17 protein-coding genes are annotated in these 19,652 nt (G+C 74.6%); 4 read left to right on the top strand and 13 right to left on the bottom strand.

From position 1 onward, the window contains the following. Positions 1-21: 21 nt before the first annotated feature. Entirely contained in the window at positions 22-1,419 is a 1,398-nt protein-coding gene (locus IE321_RS25620; RefSeq protein ID WP_190224687.1) for an FAD-binding oxidoreductase, read from the top strand. Positions 1,420-1,423: 4 nt separating this feature from the next. Here the strand turns inward: IE321_RS25620 and IE321_RS25615 are convergent, their stop codons facing one another. Continuing rightward, entirely contained in the window at positions 1,424-3,064 is a 1,641-nt protein-coding gene (locus IE321_RS25615; protein ID WP_190224686.1) for a flavin monoamine oxidase family protein, read from the bottom strand. 32 nt (positions 3,065-3,096) lie between these two features. Further along, a complete protein-coding gene (locus IE321_RS25610) occupies positions 3,097-4,620 on the bottom strand; it encodes an APC family permease (RefSeq protein WP_043223786.1) in 1,524 nt (507 codons plus the stop codon). A gap of 159 nt (positions 4,621-4,779) precedes the next feature. Here IE321_RS25610 and IE321_RS25605 point away from each other — a divergent pair, with 159 nt between their 5' ends. Beyond that, positions 4,780-6,402: a PucR family transcriptional regulator gene (locus IE321_RS25605; protein ID WP_190224685.1), complete on the top strand. Its 1,623-nt coding sequence runs from the start codon at positions 4,780-4,782 to the stop codon at positions 6,400-6,402. 31 nt (positions 6,403-6,433) lie between these two features. Here the strand turns inward: IE321_RS25605 and IE321_RS25600 are convergent, their stop codons facing one another. The 5 genes from IE321_RS25600 to IE321_RS25580 all read right to left on the bottom strand — a co-directional run bounded on the left by IE321_RS25600 (position 6,434) and on the right by IE321_RS25580 (position 11,581). Then, positions 6,434-7,525, bottom strand: a complete 1,092-nt coding sequence (locus IE321_RS25600) for a glycosyltransferase family 4 protein (protein WP_190224684.1) — start codon at positions 7,523-7,525, stop codon at positions 6,434-6,436. Positions 7,526-7,731: 206 nt separating this feature from the next. Then, a complete protein-coding gene (gene recN, locus IE321_RS25595) occupies positions 7,732-9,483 on the bottom strand; it encodes a DNA repair protein RecN (RefSeq protein WP_190224683.1) in 1,752 nt (583 codons plus the stop codon). A gap of 52 nt (positions 9,484-9,535) precedes the next feature. After that, positions 9,536-10,453, bottom strand: a complete 918-nt coding sequence (locus tag IE321_RS25590; RefSeq protein WP_051841971.1) for an NAD kinase — start codon at positions 10,451-10,453, stop codon at positions 9,536-9,538. Continuing rightward, complete coding sequence (locus tag IE321_RS25585) at positions 10,450-11,265, bottom strand: TlyA family RNA methyltransferase (protein WP_043223781.1); 816 nt, start codon at positions 11,263-11,265, stop codon at positions 10,450-10,452. The genes IE321_RS25590 and IE321_RS25585 overlap by 4 nt, the downstream gene beginning before the upstream one ends. A gap of 7 nt (positions 11,266-11,272) precedes the next feature. Next, on the bottom strand, positions 11,273-11,581 hold the full coding sequence (locus IE321_RS25580) for a hypothetical protein (protein ID WP_043223780.1): 309 nt from the start codon (positions 11,579-11,581) through the stop codon (positions 11,273-11,275). Between the two features lie 42 nt (positions 11,582-11,623). On the opposite strand from IE321_RS25580, the gene IE321_RS25575 reads away from it, so the two are divergent. Then, a complete protein-coding gene (locus IE321_RS25575; RefSeq protein ID WP_043223779.1) occupies positions 11,624-11,971 on the top strand; it encodes an SCP2 sterol-binding domain-containing protein in 348 nt (115 codons plus the stop codon). On the opposite strand, the gene IE321_RS25570 is transcribed toward IE321_RS25575, so the two are convergent. The 4 genes from IE321_RS25570 to IE321_RS25555 form a co-directional block, all read right to left on the bottom strand. Further along, positions 11,960-12,817, bottom strand: coding sequence for an ABC transporter ATP-binding protein (locus tag IE321_RS25570; protein WP_063766001.1), 858 nt, complete (start codon positions 12,815-12,817; stop codon positions 11,960-11,962). The two genes, IE321_RS25575 and IE321_RS25570, sit on opposite strands and share 12 nt — an antisense overlap. 47 nt (positions 12,818-12,864) lie before the next feature. Beyond that, complete coding sequence (locus tag IE321_RS25565; protein WP_190224682.1) at positions 12,865-13,899, bottom strand: FecCD family ABC transporter permease; 1,035 nt, start codon at positions 13,897-13,899, stop codon at positions 12,865-12,867. Next, entirely contained in the window at positions 13,896-14,951 is a 1,056-nt protein-coding gene (locus IE321_RS25560) for a FecCD family ABC transporter permease (RefSeq protein WP_107063205.1), read from the bottom strand. The genes IE321_RS25565 and IE321_RS25560 overlap by 4 nt, the downstream gene beginning before the upstream one ends. 253 nt (positions 14,952-15,204) lie before the next feature. Continuing rightward, positions 15,205-16,278, bottom strand: coding sequence for an HAD hydrolase-like protein (locus tag IE321_RS25555; RefSeq protein ID WP_190224681.1), 1,074 nt, complete (start codon positions 16,276-16,278; stop codon positions 15,205-15,207). Positions 16,279-16,361: 83 nt separating this feature from the next. Between IE321_RS25555 and IE321_RS25550 the strand changes: the two genes are divergently transcribed. Then, on the top strand, positions 16,362-17,654 hold the full coding sequence (locus tag IE321_RS25550) for a DUF1015 family protein (protein WP_190224680.1): 1,293 nt from the start codon (positions 16,362-16,364) through the stop codon (positions 17,652-17,654). Between the two features lie 66 nt (positions 17,655-17,720). Here IE321_RS25550 and IE321_RS25545 read toward each other — a convergent pair whose 3' ends face one another. Beyond that, positions 17,721-18,548: a tetratricopeptide repeat protein gene (locus IE321_RS25545; protein WP_194735962.1), complete on the bottom strand. Its 828-nt coding sequence runs from the start codon at positions 18,546-18,548 to the stop codon at positions 17,721-17,723. Beyond that, the coding region (locus tag IE321_RS42900; protein ID WP_268257423.1) for a hypothetical protein at positions 18,488-19,652 on the bottom strand (1,165 nt) is incomplete at its 5' end. The genes IE321_RS25545 and IE321_RS42900, both read right to left, overlap by 61 nt.

Below are 19,652 nucleotides of genomic sequence, written 5' to 3'. Positions count from 1 at the left end.
CGTACGAAAGGGGGGCACCTGATGGCTCCCCAGTTCACCGTTCCGGACACCGCTCTGGCCGGCCTCCGCGAGGATCTGGCCGGTGAGGTCCTCGTACCCGGCGATCCGGGCTACGAGGAGGCGCGGCGCATCCACAACGGCATGATCGACCGCCGGCCTGCGGTCGTCGCCCAGTGCGCGACCCAGGCCGACGTGGCCAACGCGGTCCTCTTCGGCCGGGAGACCGGACTGCCGATCGCGGTGCGCGGCGGCGGCCACAGCGTCGCCGGCGCCTCCTCCGTCGACGGCGGTCTGGTGATCGACCTGCGCCGGATGCACGCCGTGGTCGCGGACCCCGAGCACATGACGGTCCGGGTCGAGGGGGGCGCCCTGATGAGCCACCTGGACCGGGCCACCCAGCCCTTCCACATGGCCACCACCGGCGGCCGGGTCTCCACCACCGGCGTCGGCGGCTTCACCCTGGGCGGCGGCTCCGGCTGGCTGGAGCGGAAGTTCGGGCTGGCCTGCGACAACCTGCTCTCCGTCGACCTGGTCACGGCCGAGGGCAAGCACGTCGTGGCGAGCGACGAGGAGAATCCGGAGCTGTTCTGGGCGCTGCACGGCGGCGGCGGCAACTTCGGGGTGGCGACCTCGCTGACCCTGCGGCTGCACGAGCTGCCCGCGATGAGCTTCGCGCTGCTGCTCTTCCCGCCGTCCGCCGGACCCGCGGTGGTGGAGGCGTACCGGGCGATGGCGGAGACCATGCCGGACGAGGCGAGCGGCGGCGTGCTCTACTTCCCGGCCCCGCCCGAGCCCTTCGTCCCCGCGCACCTGGTCGGCGAACTGGTGGTGGCCGCCCTGGTGACCTTCGCCGGGCCGAGGTCGGGCCTGCGGCACCTGGCGGGCCCGCTGGCCGCGCTGCGGCCGGTGGTGGAGCTGGTCGAGGAGATCCCCTACGCGGACCTCCAGTGCATGCTGGACGACCCGCCGGGGCTGCGGAACTACTGGTCGGCGGAGTACCTGGGCTCGTTCCCGGACGAGGCCGTGGAGGTGTTCTGCGCCCGCGGGGAGCGGCTGCCGGAGGGCACGGCCACCCAGCACGTGCTGTTCCCCCTCGGCGGCGCGGTGGCCCGCGGCCCGGCCGACTGGCCGCTGCCGTGGCGCACCGCCCCGTGGGCCGTCCACCCCTTCGCCACCTGGGAGGACCCGGCGGCCGACGGGCGCGCGATCCAGTGGGTGCACGACGTGCGGACGGACATGCGGCCGTGGACGACGGAGGCGGTGTACCTGAACTTCATCGGGACGGAGGGCGAGGAGCGGGTCGTCGCCGGCTTCGGTGCCGGCAACTACCCGCGGCTCGCCGCCGTGAAGGCCGCGTACGACCCCGACAACGTGTTCCGCCTCAACCACAACATCACACCGGCCGCCGCCGCGGTCTGAGGAACTAGCGGAGGGCGGCGATCACCTCCTTCGCGGCGCGCTCGCCCTCGGTGGCGCCGCCCTCCATGAAGCCCTGGAAGTCGTAGGAGCAGTGTTCGCCGCCGATGTGGACGTTGCCCTGGGCGGTGCCCTCGTATCCGGCGTACCGGTGGAGGTAGCCGACCGGCCAGCAGGAGTAGGCGCCCAGCGCGTTCGGGTTCTTGTGCCAGGCGGAGAGCTGGGCGCGTCCGTTCCAGGCGCGTGAGGTGCCGGGGAAGAAGGCGTCGATGCCGGCGAGGTAGCGGTTCACCAGGTTCCGCACGTACGGGTCGGTCTCGGTGGAGAAGGGTCCGGCGGGGTTCAGGTTCCGGGCGAGGCTGCCGCCGTTGTACTGGATGAGGATGCCACCGGTGCCGCCCTGGACCTTGGTGGTGTCCCAGGTCTGCTGCACGTCCAGGTCGGTGAAGCAGTCTCCGGCGGAAACTCCGGGCCAGGCGCCGGTGCCGCGCCAGGGGCGGGTGCCGAACTGCATGTTGAGCTTGGTGCAGTAGCCCATCCGGGCGTCCCGCAGCAGGTTCGTCATCCGGGGGTCGAAGCCGGCCCGGGTGAGGTCGAGCCGCTGGAGGACCGGCAGCGGGACGCACAGGACGGTGTGGTCGGCGGTGACGGTGCGGGTGGCGCCGCCCTCGGCGAAGGTGAGGGTCTGGGTGCCGTCGGCGTTGGCCCGTACGGCCTGGAGGGACCAGCCCCTGCGGAGGGTGCCGGGGTTCAGGGCTCCGGCGATGGCGTTCGGGAGCCGGTCGTTGCCCCCGGTGATGTGGTAGCGCTCGTTGGAGAGGCCCCAGATGTTGAAGTTGCCGGGATTGGTCTGGTAGCCCATGAGCAGGACGAGGGCGAGCGAGGACTGCTCGGTGGTGTCGGCGCCGTACTCGACGTTGTAGGCGACGTCGATGAACCGGCCGAGCGGGGAGGCGTGCCCGCCGGGGACGCGGCTCTCGATCCACTCGTACACGGACATGTCGTCGAGGGCGGTGCCGGCCGGGGTCGACTGGTTCCAGAAGACCTCCCCCGCCTCCGACAGGTCCCGGCGCAGCGCCTGGTAGACGCCGTTGAAGTCGATGTCGGCCTGCTCGCGCGGGTAGTAGCCGCCGCCGAACCAGAGGACCTCCTCGGCGCCGTTGGGGCCGCCGCCGAGGAAGTCCTCGGTGGGCAGGCCGAAGCGGCGGCACAGCTCCAGCATCTTCTTGTGGCTGGTGTCGATCAGCTCGCCGCCGATCTCGGAGGTCTGCCCGTAGGCCCAGTGGTCCCGCTGGGTCCACATGCGGCCGCCGACACGGGCCGGGTCGGCCTCGTAGAGGACGGGGGCGAGGCCGGCGTCCTGGAGGGTGAGGGCGGCGGTGAGCCCGGCGATGCCGGCGCCGACGACGGCGATCCGGGCGTCGGACTTCACCGGCGGGTCGGGGACGGCGGCCGCGGCGGGCACGGCTCCGGCCGAGGCGGCGGTGACGGCGACCCCGGCCGCGGCGGCGGCCTTGAGGAGGGTGCGGCGGCCGAGGGGGTCGTTCCTCAGGCCGCGCAGCTCGTCGACGGGGAGGCCGAGCCGGCGGGCGTCGGCGTGGTCGGCGGCGAGGCGGTTCAGGAGGTGCATCGGGTTGGTGCGTGCCATGGGGCGCTCCTGGAGGGAAGAAGGGGGGCGGGTCAGCTCTGCGCGGCCGGTACGGGCTCCGCCTGCTCGTCGTCGCGTTCGGCGGCGTCCTCCAGGACGATCCGGCCGATGATCTCGTACCGCTCGGGCCGCTTCGCCTTGAGGTAGAGGCCGAGGCCGAGGCCGCCGAAGAAGACGGCGCCGACGATCCACGGGATGGACTTGAAGAAGAGGGAGTCGGCGGCGGTGCCGGCCGCGGTCTCCATGTTGACCACGAGCAGGACGACGACGACGGTCATGCCGATGCCGCCGAGGAGGGGCGCGGTGAGGGTCCGGAACCAGTGCCGGTCCTCGGGGTGGTTCTTGCGGAAGTAGCCGATGACGGCGAAGGAGCAGAGCGTCTGCACGATGAGGATGGCCATCGTGCCGAGGATCGCGAGCAGCGTGTAGAGGTGGACGTAGGGGTCCTGGCCGGTGAGCCAGAAGGCGCCGACGAGGGCGACGGCGATCGCGCTCTGCACGTAGGAGGCGATGTAGGGCGAGCCGTGCCGGGGGTGGGTGCGGCCGAGCGCCGGGTGGAGGAAGCCCTCGCGCCCGATGGCGTAGAGGTAGCGGGAGGCGCACTGGTGGAAGGCCATGCCGCAGGCGAAGGAGCCGGTGAGCAGCAGCCACTGGAAGGCGTCGACGGCCCAGGCGCCGATGAAGGTCTGGGTGGGCGCGAAGAAGAGGTCGAGCGGGGAGGCGGAGGAGGACAGCTTCACCGAGCCGGCCAGGCCGTTGCCGGCGATCGTCATCCAGGACACGTAGATGTAGAAGAGGCCGACGCCGACGACGGAGATCAGGGTGGCGCGGGGGATGACGCGCTTGGGGTCGCGGGACTCCTCGCCGTACATGGCGGTGGACTCGAAGCCGACCCAGGACCAGAAGGCGAAGAAGAGGCCGAGGCCGGCGGAGGCGCCGGTGAAGGCGTTCTTCGGGTTGATCGGCTCGACGGGGATGCCGTCGGGGCCGCCGCCGTGGATCAGGACGGCGGTGGCGACCGCGAAGAGGACGGCGATCTCCGCGATGAGCATGACGCCGAGCGCCTTGGCGGTCAGGTTGATGTCGAAGTACGACAGGACGGCCGTGACGGCCAGCATGGCGGCCGCGTACAGGATCCACGGCAGGTCGACGCCGAGCTGGTCGGCGACGGTGGTCTGCGCGAAGTAGGCGAAGACGCCGACGATGGACGCCTCGAAGACGATGTAGGCGAGGACGGCGAGCATGCCGGAGGCCATGCCCGCGATCCGGCCGAGGCCGTGCGAGATGTAGCCGTAGAAGGCGCCGGCGGCGGTGATCCGCTTGGCCATGGCCACGTATCCGACGGAGAAGACGGTCAGGACGAGGGTGGCGAAGAGGTATCCGGCGGGGGCCCCGGTGCCGTTGCCGAAACCGACGGCGATGGGGAGGTTGCCGGTCATGGCGGTGATCGGGGCGGCGGTGGCCACGGCCATGAAGACGACGCCGACGAGCCCGACGGAGTTCGCCTTGAGCCGGTCGACGCGCGGGGCCGGCTGTGGAGTGGAGGTGTCTGCCATGGCGGGAGAGCATCCACCTGAGTGACGTAGGCCACAAGCGACATTCGGTCGTACAAATCCCGCCGCGCCACGACGAGTTGTCGCCCTCCCGTGCGAACGGACCCCGCCCGTGACCGTGGGGAGATGTCCAGGAAACACCGTGGACGATACGGTCCGCCCATGGACACGCAGGGCGGCATCACCGTACAACGGGCACTCGAACTCCCGGGGCTGCGCAGCGGCCTCCCGGAGGTCGTCGCCGGGGCCGACCGGCTCCAGCGGACCGTGCGCTGGGTGCACGCCGGCGAGGTGCCGAACATCGCCTCCCTGCTGAAGGGCGGCGAGCTGCTGCTGACCACCGGCCTCGGCCTGGGCACCCGCCCGGCCGAGCAGCGGGCCTTCGTCCGCCGCCTCGCCGACCGGGGCATCGCTGCCCTCGTCGTCGAGCTCGGCCCGCGCTTCGCCCGCCTCCCGGCGACCATAGTGGAGACCGCCCGCGCCGCCGGACTGCCGCTGGTCCAGCTCCACCGCGAGGTGCCGTTCGTCGCGGTCACCGAGGAGATCCACACCGAGATCGTCAACGGCCACTACGCCCTCCAGCGGCAGGCCGAGGAGGTCCACCGGCAGTGCACCGAGGCGCTGCTCGGCGGCGGCGGGGTGCCCCAGGTGCTCCGCATCCTCTCCGACTTCGCGGCGAACCCGGTCTTCCTGGAGACCGCCGACGGACAGCTGCTGTACGCGGCGGGCACCGAGTCGGGACCGGCCGACCCGCTCCAGGTCTGGGACGGGCTCCGCGGCCAGCGCGCCGCCCGCGAGTCCGGCCCCCCGGTCGGCACGGTCCTCGTCGACGTCCCGGGCGGCGGCCCCGGCACCGGCTCGGTCCGGGCCCGGCTGGTGCTCCTCGCGGTCTCCGGCGCCCTCTCCCCCCTGCACCGGATGGCCGCCGAGCGGGCCGCGGGCCTCCTCGCGGTCGTCCTCATGCAGGCCCGTCAGGAGGAGGAGCTGGCGGCCCGCGGCCGCGGCGACTTCCTCACCGACCTCGCGGAGGGCCGGATCTCGGCGGAGGACGCCCCGGCGCAGGCCCGCGTCCTCGGCTTCAAGCCGGGCGAGGGCCCGCTGCTCCCGGTCGTCATGCGCCTCGCCCCCGAGCTGTCCCCCTCGGGCAGCTGGGCGCTGCTGGCCCGCGCCGTCCACGAGGAGCTGTCCTCCGTCGGCGTCCCCGCCCTCCTGGGCGTCCGCCCGGTCGAGGGCCGGGTCCCGCTGCTGCTGGGCCTGCGCTCGGAGTCGGAGCGGACGGCGGTCGCCGACCGGGTCGCGGCGGCGCTGCGGGCCGGCGTCGAGCGGGCCGGCGTGGAGGGCGCCGGGGCGCACCCGCAGGTCGTCGTGGTCGGCATGGCGGGCGGCTGGGCCGCGGCCTCGGCGGGGCTGCGGCACGCGGCGGAGACGGCGACGGCGGCGCAGGGCCTGACGGACCGCCCCTGGTACGACGCCCGGCGCCTCGACATCGACCTGCTGCTGTGGCGGCTGCGCGACCACCCGGACCTGGCGGCCTTCGTCGACCGGGCGATCGGCCCGCTCCGCGACCACGACCGCACCTCACGCCCGCCGCTGCTGCCCACCCTGGAGACGTATCTGGCGCACGCGGGCCGGAAGGCGGAGACGGCCCGCGAGCTCCACCTCAACCGCCAGACCCTCTACAACCGCCTGGCCCGGATCTCCGAACTCCTCGGCACGGACCTGGACGACCCCCAGACGGTCCTGGCCCTCTCCCTGGCGCTGCGGGCCCGCCGGCACACCCCGTAAGTAAGGGCCCGGCGCACCTCCGGCGGCGGGTCTAGCGCGTCGCCGCGAGCTCGTCGTACACGCTCAGGACGTGCGCGATGGTGTCGTCCTCCGACGGCCAGGTGCGTGCCTGTACGCGCCCCGCCGCCGCGAGGTCCATCCGCCGCTCGGCGTCCTCCAGCAGCCCGCGCACGGCCGCCGCGAGCGCCGCCGGGTCGCCGTACGGCACCAGTTCCGCCGCGTCGCCGACGAGTTCCGGCACGCCGCCGACCGCCGTGGCCACCAGGGGCACGCCGAGCCGCAGCGCCTCCTGCGCCAGCAGGGACCGCGCCTCCCAGCGGGAGGGCAGCACCGCGATGTCCGCCGCGGCGAGGAGTTCGGCGACGTCGTCGCGCCGCCCGACGATCCGGACGGCGAGTCCCTCGGCGACGATCCGGCGCTGGAGCGCGGCCCGTTCGCGCCCCTCGCCGGCGATGACGAGCAGGGGCTGCGGGTCGAGCTCCCGCCACTCGCGCGCCGCGTCGAGGAGCGTCCCGTACCCCCGGCCGGGTTCGAGCGCGCCGACGGCCATGAGCAGCGGCCGGTCGACGGCGCCGAGTTCGGCCCGGGCCTTGCCGTCGCGGAGGCAGACGGGCCCGCCGGCGGTGGGCACGGTGACGGGGGCGAGCCGGGCGTCGCGGGCGCCGCGCCGCCGGGCCCGGTCGACGAGTTCGGAGGAGGTGCCGAGGACGACGGCCGCCGCCCGTACCGTCCGGCGCTCCAGGAGCCGGACGATCCCGGCCCGGGCCCCGTCGGCCGGCGGCCGGCCGTGCCAGGTGGTGACGAGCGGGGTGCGGGCGAGTCCGACGCCGCCGGAGACGGCGAGCGCGGCCCGCACGGATGCGTGCAGTCCGTGCGCGTGGACGACGTCGGCGCCGATGCAGGCGTTGCGGAGCACGCCGACGGTCGCCGGGTCGTTGCGGCGGGGCAGCGGCACGACGTGCGCGCCGGCCCCCGAGTAGTCGTAGAGACGGTCGAGTTCGGCCGGAGCGCACACGGTCACCCGGACGCCCCTCGCCACCAGCCCCGAGGCAAGTGATCGGACGTGAGCGCTGCTGCCCGCGCTGCCGCCGCCCAGCACTTGGACCGTACGGAGCTGTGTCACGCGCCCAAGGATGCCAGCCCCGGCGGGCGACCGTACGCACGTTCCGGCACCGACACCGCATCGTTCCCCGCGCCGACGGGCACCGCTGTCCTGATCCCGCCCCCGAGTTCACCCACCCGGGTGAGCGCGCGCGACCACCGCGCGCGCCCCTCTCCCGTCCGCCGGGCCCACCCGGGACGCCGCCCCGGCTCGGGACCCGGTTCGGGTCAGGCGTCGGCCCTGGCCGTAGCCAGCAGCTCCTCCGCGTGCGCCCGGGCCGTCTCGGAGTCCTCCTGGCCGGCGAGCATCCGGGACAGCTCCCGGACCCGCTCCTCGCCCTCCAGGACGGTCACCCCGGAACGGGTGACGGAGCCGTCGTTGGTCTTCTCCACCAGCAGCTGCCGGTCGGCGAAGGCCGCCACCTGCGGCAGGTGGGTGACGACCACGACCTGCGCGGTCCGGGCCAGCTTGGCGAGCCGGCGGCCGATCTCCACCGCCGCCTTGCCGCCGACCCCCGCGTCGACCTCGTCGAAGAGGTACGTCGGCACCGGGTCGACCCCGGCGAAGACCACCTCGACCGCGAGCATCACCCGGGACAGCTCGCCCCCGGACGCGCCCTTGGCGATCGGCCGCGGCGGGGCACCGGGATGCGGCGCGAGCAGCAGCTCGACCTCATCGGCGCCGGCCGGCCCGTAGGCCACCCACCGCCCGCCGACCTCGACGCCCGACTCCTCGTCGGCGGCCTCGGTCTGCCGGATGTCGAAGGACACCCGCGCGTGCGGCATCGCCAGCGAGGCCAGCTCCGCGGTGACCGCCCCGGCGAACCGGTCCGCCGCCTCGGTGCGCGCGTCGGTGAGCCGCTGCGCGAGGACGGACAGCTCGTCGCGGAGCCGGTCCCGCTCGGCGGTCAGCTCCCCGGTCCGCTCGTCGTCGCCGTCCAGCTCCCCGAGCCGCGCCGCGCTCTCCTCCGCCCACGCCAGGACGGCCGAGACGGACTCGCCGTACTTCCGCGTGAGCTGGGTGAGGGCCGCCCGCCGCTCCTCCACCGCGGCCAGCCGCAGCGGATCGGCGTCCAGGTTGTCCGCGTACCCGGCCAGCTCCTGCGCCACGTCGGCCAGCAGGATCGAGAGCTCCCCCGTCCGGTCCGCGAGCGCGGCCAGCGCCGGGTCGTGCGCCCGCACCGCCTCCAGGGCCCGGCCCGCCCCGCCGACCAGCGTGGTCGCGTCGACGGACTCGGGGTCCTCCGGGTTCCCGGCCAGCGCCGCGTGCGCGAGCGCGGCGGCGGAGGCCAGCGCCTCGACGTGCCCGAGCCGCTCGGCCTCGGCGGCCAGCTCCACGTCCTCGCCCGCGCGCGGGGCGACGGCCTCCACCTCGGCGAGCCCGAAGCGCAGCAGATCGGCCTCCTGGGCTCGCTCACGTGCCCGGGTGGTGATCTCGTCCAACTCGGCGGTGACGGCCCGCAGCCTGCGGTACACCCCGGTGTAGGCGGCGAGCGGCCCGGACACCGCCTCGCCCGCGTACCGGTCGAGCGCGCCGCGCTGCCGGGCCGGCTTCAGCAGGCCCTGCTGGTCGGTCTGGCCGTGCACGGCGACCAGCTCGTCGGCCAGCTCGGCCAGCAGACCCACCGGCACCGAACGCCCGCCGAGGTGGGCCCGGGAGCGCCCCTCGGCGGAGACCGTACGGGTCACCAGCAGGGCACCCTCGTCGAGTTCCGCCCCCGCCTCCTCGGCCCGCACCGCGGCCGGCGCCCCGGGCGGCATGCTGATCCGCCCCTCGACGACCGCCGAGGCGGCCCCGATCCGCACCAGGGCCGGGTCGGCCCGCCCGCCGAGCAGCAGCCCCAGGCTCGTGACGACCATGGTCTTGCCCGCGCCGGTCTCACCGGTCACCGCGGTGAAGCCGGGCGACAGCTCGACCACCGCGTCGTCGATGACCCCGAGCGACCGTATCCGCATCTCCTCCAGCACGCCCCAGACCATACGAGGTTTCCGTGCCGCGACGCGACATCACCCCCCGTGAGAGGGGCGCCGGTCAGTGCGGCGCGCCCCGCCAGCCCGAGACCGGCAGCGCGAACTTGGCGACGAGCCGGTCGGTGAACGAGGCGTGGTGCAGCCGGGCGAGCCGGACCGGCACCGCACCCCGCCGGACCTCGACCCTGGCGCCCGCGGGCAGCTCCACGGTCCGCCGCCCGTCGCACCACAGCACCCCGTGCGGGGTGTGCGGCTCGACCTCGACGGCGAGGACCGACTCGGGCGTGGTGACGAGCGGCTTGGCGAACAGCGCGTGCGCCCCGATCGGCACCATAAGCAGCGCCTCCACCTCGGGCCAGATCACCGGACCGCCGGCCGAGAAGGCGTACGCCGTCGAGCCGGTCGGCGTCGCGCAGATCACCCCGTCGCAGCCGAAGCCGGTGACCGGCCGCCCGTCGATGGCGAGGACGACCTCCAGCATCCGCTCCGGGGACACCTTCTGCACGGCCGCCTCGTTGAGCGCCCAGTCGCTGTGCAGCACGTCGCCGTTCTGGTAGACGGCCACGTCGAGGGTCATCCGCTCCTCGACCTCGTACGCCCGCGTGACGACCCGGTCGACGACCTTGTCGAGGTCGTCGCGCTCCGCCTCCGCGAGGAAGCCGACGCGCCCCAGGTTGACGCCGAGCATCGGCACCCCGGAGGCGCGGGAGAACTCGGCGCCGCGCAGCAGCGTCCCGTCACCCCCGAGGACGATGATCAGTTCGCAGCCGTCGAGCGCCTCGGGGCAGTCGTCCGGGATCTTCTCCACGGACGGCGGCAGTGGCAGGTCCGCCGCCTCGGCCGCCAGGACGCGGACGCCGATGCCGCTGCGCAGCAGCCCCAGGACGACGAGTTCGGCGCTGCGCACCGCGGCCGGCCGGCCGGTGTGCGCTAGCAGGAAGACGGTGCGTGGTGCCTGTGGTGCCGCTGATGCTGTCAACGAGGTCCCTCCGCCACGGCGCGGTCGACGTCAGCCGGATCGAGTGCGGGCGCGCCGGCCCGCAGCCACAGAAAGTACTCGACGTTCCCGGAGGGCCCGGGCAGCGGGCTGGCGGTGACGCCGAGCACCCCGAGCCCGAGCTCCGCCGCCTGCCGGGCGACGTTCTTCACGGCGTCGGCGCGCAGCTCGGTGCTGCGGACGACACCACCGGAGCCGAGCCGCTCCTTGCCCACCTCGAACTGCGGCTTCACCATCAGGACGAGGTCCGCGCCGGGCGCGGTGCAGGCGGCCAGCGCGGGCAGCACGAGCCCGAGCGGGATGAAGGAGAGGTCGCCGACGACCAGGTCGACGGGGACGCCGTCGATCGCGTCGAGCGTCAGCTCGCGCACGTTGGTGCGGTCCTTGACGGTGACCCGCTCGTCGCTCTGGAGCGACCAGGCGAGCTGTCCGTAGCCGACGTCGACGGCGACGACGTGTCCGGCGCCGGAGCGCAGCAGCACGTCGGTGAAGCCGCCGGTGGAGGCGCCCGCGTCGAGCGCCCGCCGTCCCGCGATCTCCAGCCCGAGGGGGACGAAGGCCGCGAAGGCGCCCGCGAGCTTGTGCCCGCCGCGCGAGACGTAGTCGGGGTCGGAGTCGTCCTGGGAGACGACGATCGCCGCGGCGGTCTCGACCTGGGTGGCGGACTTGGTGGCGACGGTCTTGCCGACGGTCACCCGGCCCGCGGCGATCAGCTGGCCGGCGTGCTCGCGCGAGCGGGCGAGTTTGCGCCGGACCAGCTCGGCGTCGAGTCGGCGGCGTGCCACTCCTGCCACGTTGGGTTCAGCTCCTGGGGTCGTGCGGACGGGGTGCGGAGGCCGGGTGCGCGTCGAGCGTGGTCAGCTCCGCGCGCAGTCCTCGGTGTACATCCTCGTACACCGCGAGGTGTCCGTCCGCCGTGAGGTGGTCGGCCTCGGCCAGCCGCTCCAGGAGCGCGTCGACGGCCGGCAGCCCGGTGGGCTCCCGCTCCACCCCCAGCGGCGCGGCCGCGGCGGGCGCGTCCACCGCTCCGGGACCGGCGTCGGCGGAGCCCGTACCGGCGTCCGCCGCCGTCCCCGGGCCGGAATCCGGCTCCGTCATCACTTCGCTCATGCCCCGACGCTATCGCGAAGCCCTGGGGTACGGTCGACGGCGATGGCGACGATCACGGAGTGCCGCGACGCACTCGACAAGCTGGCGGGCGACCTGGCGGGAGCGGACGGCTCCGTCCGGGGCGCGGCGGCGCTCGACCGCACCCTGAGCTGCCACCTCACCGACCTCGACACGACCTTCACCGGCCGGCTCACCGGCGGCCGCATGGTCGTCGAGTCCACGGCGGACGGCCCGCCCCGCGAGAAGGCGCAGATCCGCCTCGCGATGACCGGCGACGACCTGGTCGCGATGGTGAACGGCCGGCTGAACTTCGCCAAGGCGTGGGCCTCCGGCCGGGTCCGGCTCGAGGCCGGCTTCCGCGACCTGCTGCGGCTCCGGTCACTTCTGTAGGACGGACTCCGCGACGGCCTCCTGCGCGGGGACGTTCCGCCGGGCCCGCGCCTGCCGCCCGGCCGGGACGACGAGCGGGGTGCCCGTCTCCGGGTCGTCGATGACCTGGCAGCGCAGCCCGAAGACCCGCTCGACCAGCTCGGCGGTCACCACCTCGGACGGCGGGCCCTCCGCGACGATCTCGCCGCCGCGCACCGCGATGAGGTGGGTGGCGTACCGGGCCGCGTGGTTGAGGTCGTGCAGGACGGCGACGAGCGTCCGCCCCTGCGTCTCGTGCAGCTCCGCGCAGAGGTCGAGGACGTCGATCTGGTGCTGGATGTCGAGGTACGTGGTCGGCTCGTCCAGCAGCAGCAGCGGGGTCTGCTGGGCGAGGGCCATGGCGATCCACACGCGCTGGCGCTGACCGCCGGACAGCTCGTCGACGAACCGGTCGGCCAGCTCGGCGACCCCGGTGGACTCCATCGACTCCTGGACGATCCGCTCGTCCTCGGGCGACCACTGGCGCAGCAGGCCCTGGTGCGGGTAGCGGCCGCGGGCGACGAGGTCGGCGACGGTGATCCCGTCGGGCGCGATCGACGACTGCGGCAGCAGACCCAGGGTCCGGGCGACCTTCTTCGCCGGCATCGAGTGGATCGACTGGCCGTCGAGCAGCACCCGGCCCTCCGCGGGCTTGAGCATCCGGGACAGGGCGCGCAGCAGCGTGGACTTGCCGCAGGCGTTGGGGCCGACGATGACCGTGAAGGAGTTGTCCGGGATCTCGACGGACAGGTCGCGGGCGATGACCCGCTGCTCGTACGCGAGGGTGACCGACTCGGCCCCGAGCCGCTGCTGCTGCCGATCGCTCATGGGGGTGCTCCTGGTGTCCGGTACGGGTGCGTGCGGGGGTGAGGGGGTCATATCCGGCCCGCCTTGCGTTCGCTGACGAGCAGCCACAGCAGGTAGCAGCCGCCGAGGATGCCGGTGATGACGCCGACGGGCAGCTGCCGCTCGCCGAAGGCGTTCCCGGCGATCCAGTCGGCGCCCAGCAGCAGCGCGGAGCCCATCAGGGCCGACACCGCCAGGTTGGGGCCGGGCGCGCGGGTGAGCCGACGGGCCAGCTGCGGGGCGCTGAGGGAGACGAAGACGATGGGCCCGGCCGCCGAGGTGGCGACGGCGACGAGCAGCACGGCGGAGGCCATCAGGACGATCCGGGTGCGCTCGACCTTCACGCCGAGCGCGTACGCGGCGTCGTCGCCCATCTCCAGCATCCGCAGCGCCCGCCCGTGGCCGAGGACCAGCGGCACGAGGACGCAACAGACGGCGAGCAGCGGCCAGAACTGCGTCCAGTCGCGGCCTTCGAGGGAGCCCGTCATCCACACCGTGGCGCGGGTGGCGTCCGTCAGGTTGGCCTTGGTGATGAGGTAGTGGATGACGGACGTCAGCATGGCGGCGGCGCCGATGCCGACGAGCACCAGCCGGTAGCCGTGCACTCCCCGCTTCCAGGCCAGCAGGTAGATCGCGACGCCGGTGACGACACCGCCGACGACGGCCCCGAGGGCGGTGGCGACGGCGCTGCCCTGGAAGAGGACGATCACGGTCAGCGCGCCGACGGTGGCGCCCTGGCCGAAGCCGATGACGTCGGGGCTGCCGAGCGGGTTGCGCGAGACCGACTGGAAGACGGCCCCGCCGAGGGCGAGCGCGCCACCGACCAGGATCGCGACGAGGACCCGCGGGAGCCGCAGCTCCAGCACCGCGAACTCCTGGACGACCGTGCCCCTGCCGAGGAGCGTGTCCACGACCTCGCCCGGCGTCATGGGGAAGTCGCCGGTGCCGACGAGGACGATGCCGAGACCGAGGGTGAGCAGGATCAGCCCGAGGCCGCAGAGCGCGGCCCGCGGCTCGTACCGCAGGGAGAGCCCCCCGCCGGTCCGCAGGGTCTTGGTGGTCACAGCTGGGCCATCCTCTTGCGGCGGACGAGGCGGATGAAGACGGGCCCGCCGATGAGGGCCGTCACGATGCCGACCTGGAGTTCGGCGGGCCGGACGACGACCCGGCCGAGGACGTCGGAGCCGAGCAGCAGCACGGGCGCGAGCACGGCCGCGTACGGCAGGATCCACCGCATGTCGGGGCCGGTGATCGCCCGGACCATGTACGGCACCATCAGGCCGAGGAAGACGATCGGCCCGCAGGCGGCCGTCGCCGCGCCGCACAGCAGGGTGACGGCGAGCATGGCGACAACCCGGGTCCGGTTGACGCTCACTCCGAGCGCGCGGGCCGCGTCGTCGCCCATCTCCATGGCGTTGAGCGGCCGCGCGATGCCGAGCGCGAGCACGGCGCCGACGAGGATGAACGGCGCGACCCGGCCGACGGTGTCCATGTCGGCGGAGGCCAGCGAGCCGACGGTCCAGAAGCGGAGCCGGTCGAGGGCGGCCGAGTTGAGCAGCTGGACGGCGTTGACGAAGCCGTACAGGGCGGCGGTGGCGGCCGTGCCGGCCAGCGCGAGCCGCACCGGGGTGGAGCTGCGGCTGCCGCCGAGCACGTACACGACGACGGAGACGACGGCGGCACCGGCGAAGGCGAACCACACGTAGTCGCGGACGTCGGTGACGCCGAGGAAGGCGATGGCCGAGACGACGGCGGCGGCCGCGCCCGCGTTCACCCCGAGCAGTCCGGGCTCCGCCAGCGGGTTGCGGGTCAGCCCCTGCATCACCGCGCCGGCCAGGCCGAGCGCCAGGCCGACCAGCAGCCCGAGCAGGGTGCGCGGCACCCGCACGTCGTGGATGACGACGTCGTTGCCGACGCCGCTGTTGTGGAACAGCCCGTGCCACACGTCGCCGACCGGCACCGGTTTGGCGCCGATCATGATGCTGAGGACACAGACAAGCAGCAGGACGCAGACGGCGGCGAGCAGCCCGAGGGCGCGCACGGAGTTCCGGCGCCTCGGGGTCTGCCCGGCCTTCGCCGGCTCCGCGCTCGTACGGGAGGGACTCTCGACCAACACCCGGTTAGGTTAGCCTACCCAATATTGATCTAGCAGGGGTCGGGGCCCGGAATCCCCCGGGCCACCCGGCCTCCGGGCTCCGACCTCCGGCCTCCGGGCTCCGACCTCCGGCCTCCGGGCTCCCGGCCTTCACCAGGCCCCGGCCGCCACCCGAGCCGCCTACTGCCGGCCGCTGCCCGCGTGCCGAGCCACCCGGCCCAGCGGGCGCCCACCGGGCCCACCGTCCCCGCGTGGGCCCCGCCCCGCCCGGTCCCTACAGCCCGAGCCGCGCCAGCGCCTTCCCCGCGTCGAGCCCGCACGCGCCGGCCCCGGCCCACGTCCACGCCGCCCCGCACAGCGCCCGCAGCCCGTCGAGCGCCTCGGACTCCCCCGCCTCGCCCGTGCCGTCCAGCACGAGCGCGTCCCCGCTCACCGAGGCCCGCCACCCCCCACACCGGAAACCGCCGTCGCCGTCCGCCACGACCTCCGGCTGACCGACCAGCAGCCCCCGCAGATCCGCCGCCACGTACGTCGGCCGGTGCTCCGGCACCGCCGACAGCAGCCTCGCCGCGTCGGTGACCCCGGTCAGCACCAGCAGCGAGTCGACACCCCCGTGGAACGCGCCCTCGATGTCGGTGTCCAGCCGGTCCCCGACGACCAGCGGCCGCTCCGCCCCGGTCCGCAGCACGGTCTCTCGGTGCATCGGCGGCCGCGGCTTCCCCGCGACCTTGGGCTCGACCCGGCCGCCGGTGGCGATCCGCACCACCTCGACCGCGGCACCGTTCCCGGGCCCGATCCCCCGCGCGCCCGGAATCGTCAGGTCGGTGTTGGAGGCGTACCAGGGCACGCCCCGCCCGATCGCGTACGCCGCCTCCGCGAACCGGCCCCATCCCATGTCCGGCCCGCCGTACCCCTGTACGACGGCCACCGGCTCGTCGTCGGCCGACTCGACGGGGACCAGTCCGCGCTCCCGCAGCGCCACCCGCAGCCCCTCGCCACCGACGACGAGCACCCGGGACCCCTCCGGCACGTCCTCCGCGACGAGCCGGGCGACCGCCTGCGCCGAGGTGACCACGTCCCCCGGCTCCGTCGGCACGCCGAGGTCGGTGAGGTGCGCGGCCACCGTGTCCGGCGTCCGCAGCGCGTTGTTCGTCACGTACGCGAGCCGCATCCCGCCGTCCCGCGCCGCCCCGAGCGCCTCCACCGCGTACGGGATCGCCGCCCCGCCCGCGAAGTACACGACCCCGTCGAGGTCGAGCAGGGCCGTGTCGTACGCCTCGCTCAGCGCGGCCGCGCTGCCGCCGGGCCGGCTCCGTTCCGTCCGCCGCTCCTGGCCGTCTCGCGCCATGACCACCGCTCCTCACTCACCGCCGGTAAATCCCCCGCTCCCCCGATCATCGCTCATCGCCGCCGCGCGCCTACGATGACGAGATGAACACCTCAGGTCACGCGGCCGACGCCGTCCGCGACGACACGGCGGGGCTGCGCCTGCATCCCTTCCGCGGCATCCGGTACGTCCCCGAGCGGGTCGGCAGCCTCGCGGCCGTCACGTCCCCGCCCTACGACGTCGTCGTACGACCTGACGGGCTGCTCCACCTGGAGTCCGCCGACCCGCACAACATCGTCCGGCTGATCCTGCCGCAGGCGGTCACGGCCGGCACCCGCCACCGCAAGGCCGCCGTCACCATGGACCGCTGGCTGGCCGACGGCGTCCTCGCCCCCGACCCGAGCCCGGCGCTGTACGTGTACGAGCAGCGCGGCGACGGCATCCTCCAGCGCGGCATCATCGGCGCCCTCGAACTCACCACGCCCGACGAGGGGATCGTCCTCCCCCACGAGGACGTCATGCCGCACGTGGTCGAGGACCGCGCCGCCCTGATGCGCACGACGGCCGCCAACCTGGAGCCGCTGCTCCTCACCTACCCGGGCGGCGGCGACGGCGCGGACACGGTGATCGAGGCCGCCGTGCTGCGCGAGCCGCTGCTCGCCACGACGACCGAGGACGGCTTCCACCACCGCCTGTGGGCGGTGACCGACCCGGCCGAGCAGGCGGCCGTGGCGGCCGAACTCGCCCGCCACCAGGCGCTCATCGCGGACGGGCACCACCGCTGGGCGACCTATCTGCGGCTCCGCGACGAGCACGCCTCCCCCGGTCCGTGGAACCAGGGCCTGGTCCTCCTCATCGACACGGTCCGCTATCCCCTGCGGGTCCGCGCGATCCACCGCCTGCTGAGCCGGCTGCCGGTCGCGGACGCCCTCGAAGCGGTCGGCGACTCCTTCCGGGTCCGCCGCGTCGAGCGCCCCCTCCCGGAGGCCCTGGAGGTCCTCGCGGGGGCCGCCGCCGAGGGCAACGCCTTCCTCCTCGCGGGCGACGGCGCCTTCCACCTCCTGGACCGCCCCGACCCGGCCCTGCTGGCCCGCACGGTCCGCGCCGACCGTCCGGAGGCCTGGCGCACCCTGGACGCGACGGTCCTGCACGCCACGCTCCTGGAGCACGTCTGGCACGTACCGGACGCCCCCGAGGACATCGCCTACATCCACGACACGGCGGCGGCCGTCGCCCAGGCCGAACGCCGGGGCGGCACGGCGGTCCTGATGCATCCGGTCCGCGAGGAGGTCGTCCGCGACCTGGCCCGCCAGGGCGTCACGATGCCCCGCAAGTCGACGTCCTTCGGCCCCAAGCCGGCGACGGGCCTGGTCCTCCGCAGCCTGGCCCTGGACTGACCCCGGCACCCGACGCGAAAGGGGCGGCACCCGATGGGTGCCGCCCCTTCCTCAGATCACCGAGCCTCAGCTCCGGTCGTCCTCGTCGTCGTCCTCGTCGTCGATGACGACGTCCTCATCGGTGATGTCGTCCTCGTCGGCGACGTCGGTGACGTCCCGCTCGTCCTCACGGTCGCCGGCCGCGTCGTCGGCCCGGTCCTCGTCCTCGTCGTCCTCGTCGAAGGCGTCGACGAACTCGACCCCGTCGAGCTCGGCGAGCCGGTCGGAGGCGTCCGTGACGCCGTCCTTGTCGGCCTCCAGCGCCTTGGCGAACCACTCGCGGGCCTCCTGCTCCCGCTCGGCGGCGAGCAGGGCGTCGGCGTAGGCGTACCGCAGCCGCGCGGTCCACGGGTGGTGGGCGTTGGACGCCAGCTCGGGGCTCTGCAGGGTCACGATGGCGGCCTCCAGCTGCCCCATGTCCCGGCGGGCGCCGGCGGCGACGAGACGCATCTCGACCTGCCCGGCCTTGTCGAGCTTCTGCACCTCGGGCTCGCCGGCCATGGCGAGCGCCCGCTCGGGCCGGCCGAGGCCGCGCTCGCAGTCGGCCATGACGGGCCACAGGTCCACGCCGCCGCTCATACGGCGCGCGGCACGGAACTCGGCCAGCGCCTCGGAGTACTTCTGGTTGGCGTACGCGGCGAAGCCGGCGGCCTCGCGGACGGCGGCGACGCGCGAGGCGAGCCGCAGCGCGACGCGGGAGTAGCCGTAGGCCTTCTCCGGGTCCTCGTCGATCAGCTGCGCGACCATGACCAGGTTGCGCGCGACGTCGTCGGCGAGCCCCTTGGGCAGGCTCATCAGCTCCTGGCGCACATCGGGGTCGATCTCCTCGCCGGTGACCTCCGGCGGGATCGGCAGCCGCTTGAGGGGCGCGCGGTCGCTCCGCTCCCGGTCCCCGCGGTACCCACCGCGCTCGCCGCCACGGTCGTCCCGGCCCCGGTACCCACCGCGGTCGCCACCCCGGTCGTCCCGCCCACGGAACCCACCACGGCTGTCGCCGCCGCGGTCGTCACGGCGGAAACCGCCGCCACCGCCACGGTTGTCGTCACGGCGGAAACCACCACCGCGCTGGTCGCCACCGCGATCGTCCCGACGGAACGACGAGGGCCGCTCGTCCCGACGCTCGTCACGCCGGTCGTCGCGCGGGTACGAGGGACGGTCGTCACGGGGGTACGAGGGACGGTCGTCGCGACGGAACGACGAGGGCCGCTCGTCCCGACGGTCGTCACGGCGGAAACCACCGCCACCGCGCTGGTCGCCACCGCGGTTGTCGCCGCCCCGGTAGCCACCGCCACCGCCACGGTTGTCGTCACGGCGGAAGCCACCACCGCGCTGGTCGCCACCGCGGTCGTCCCGACGGAAGCCACCGCCGCGGTTGTCGTCCCGACGCTCGTCACGCCGGTCGTCACGGGGGTACGAGGGACGGTCGTCGCGACGGAACGACGAGGGCCGCTCGTCCCGACGGTCGTCACGGCGGAAACCACCGCCACCGCGCTGGTCGCCACCGCGGTTGTCGCCGCCCCGGTAGCCACCGCCACCGCCACGGTTGTCGTCACGGCGGAAGCCACCGCCACCACGGTTGTCGCCACCGCGGTCGTCACGGCGGTAGCCGCCACCACCGCGGTTGTCGCCCCCACGGTCGTCACGCGGGAAGGAGGGACGGTCGTCGCGACGGAACGACGAGGGCCGCTCGTCCCGACGGTCGTCACGGCGGAAACCGCCACCACCGCGGTTGTCGCCGCCACGGCTGTCGCCGCCGCGGTCGTCACGGCGGTAGCCGCCGCCACCGCGCTGGTCGCCACCGCGGTTGTCGCCACCACGGTAGCCACCGCCACCGCCACGGTTGTCGTCACGGCGGAAGCCGCCACCGCGCTGGTCGCCACCACGGTTGTCCCCGCCACGGTCGTCACCGCCACCGCCACGGTTGTCGTCACGGCGGAAGCCGCCACCGCGCTGGTCGCC

The organism is Streptomyces hydrogenans, from assembly GCF_014656075.1.
In the GTDB taxonomy this organism is placed as follows: Bacteria; Actinomycetota; Actinomycetes; order Streptomycetales; family Streptomycetaceae; genus Streptomyces; species Streptomyces hydrogenans.
This window is presented reverse-complemented; position numbering and strand designations above follow the sequence as displayed.

What these genes read in the sequence shown, in the direction of transcription:
- IE321_RS25620 (WP_190224687.1), top strand. Translation starts at nt 22, where the DNA reads ATGGCTCCCCAGTTCACCGTTCCGGACACCGCTCTGGCCGGCCTCCGC.
- IE321_RS25615 (WP_190224686.1), bottom strand. Translation starts at nt 3,064, where the DNA reads ATGGCACGCACCAACCCGATGCACCTCCTGAACCGCCTCGCCGCCGAC.
- IE321_RS25610 (WP_043223786.1), bottom strand. Translation starts at nt 4,620, where the DNA reads ATGGCAGACACCTCCACTCCACAGCCGGCCCCGCGCGTCGACCGGCTC.
- IE321_RS25605 (WP_190224685.1), top strand. Translation starts at nt 4,780, where the DNA reads ATGGACACGCAGGGCGGCATCACCGTACAACGGGCACTCGAACTCCCG.
- recN (WP_190224683.1), bottom strand. Translation starts at nt 9,483, where the DNA reads ATGGTCTGGGGCGTGCTGGAGGAGATGCGGATACGGTCGCTCGGGGTC.
- IE321_RS25580 (WP_043223780.1), bottom strand. Translation starts at nt 11,581, where the DNA reads ATGAGCGAAGTGATGACGGAGCCGGATTCCGGCCCGGGGACGGCGGCG.
- IE321_RS25575 (WP_043223779.1), top strand. Translation starts at nt 11,624, where the DNA reads ATGGCGACGATCACGGAGTGCCGCGACGCACTCGACAAGCTGGCGGGC.
- IE321_RS25570 (WP_063766001.1), bottom strand. Translation starts at nt 12,817, where the DNA reads ATGAGCGATCGGCAGCAGCAGCGGCTCGGGGCCGAGTCGGTCACCCTC.
- IE321_RS25555 (WP_190224681.1), bottom strand. Translation starts at nt 16,278, where the DNA reads ATGGCGCGAGACGGCCAGGAGCGGCGGACGGAACGGAGCCGGCCCGGC.
- IE321_RS25550 (WP_190224680.1), top strand. Translation starts at nt 16,362, where the DNA reads ATGAACACCTCAGGTCACGCGGCCGACGCCGTCCGCGACGACACGGCG.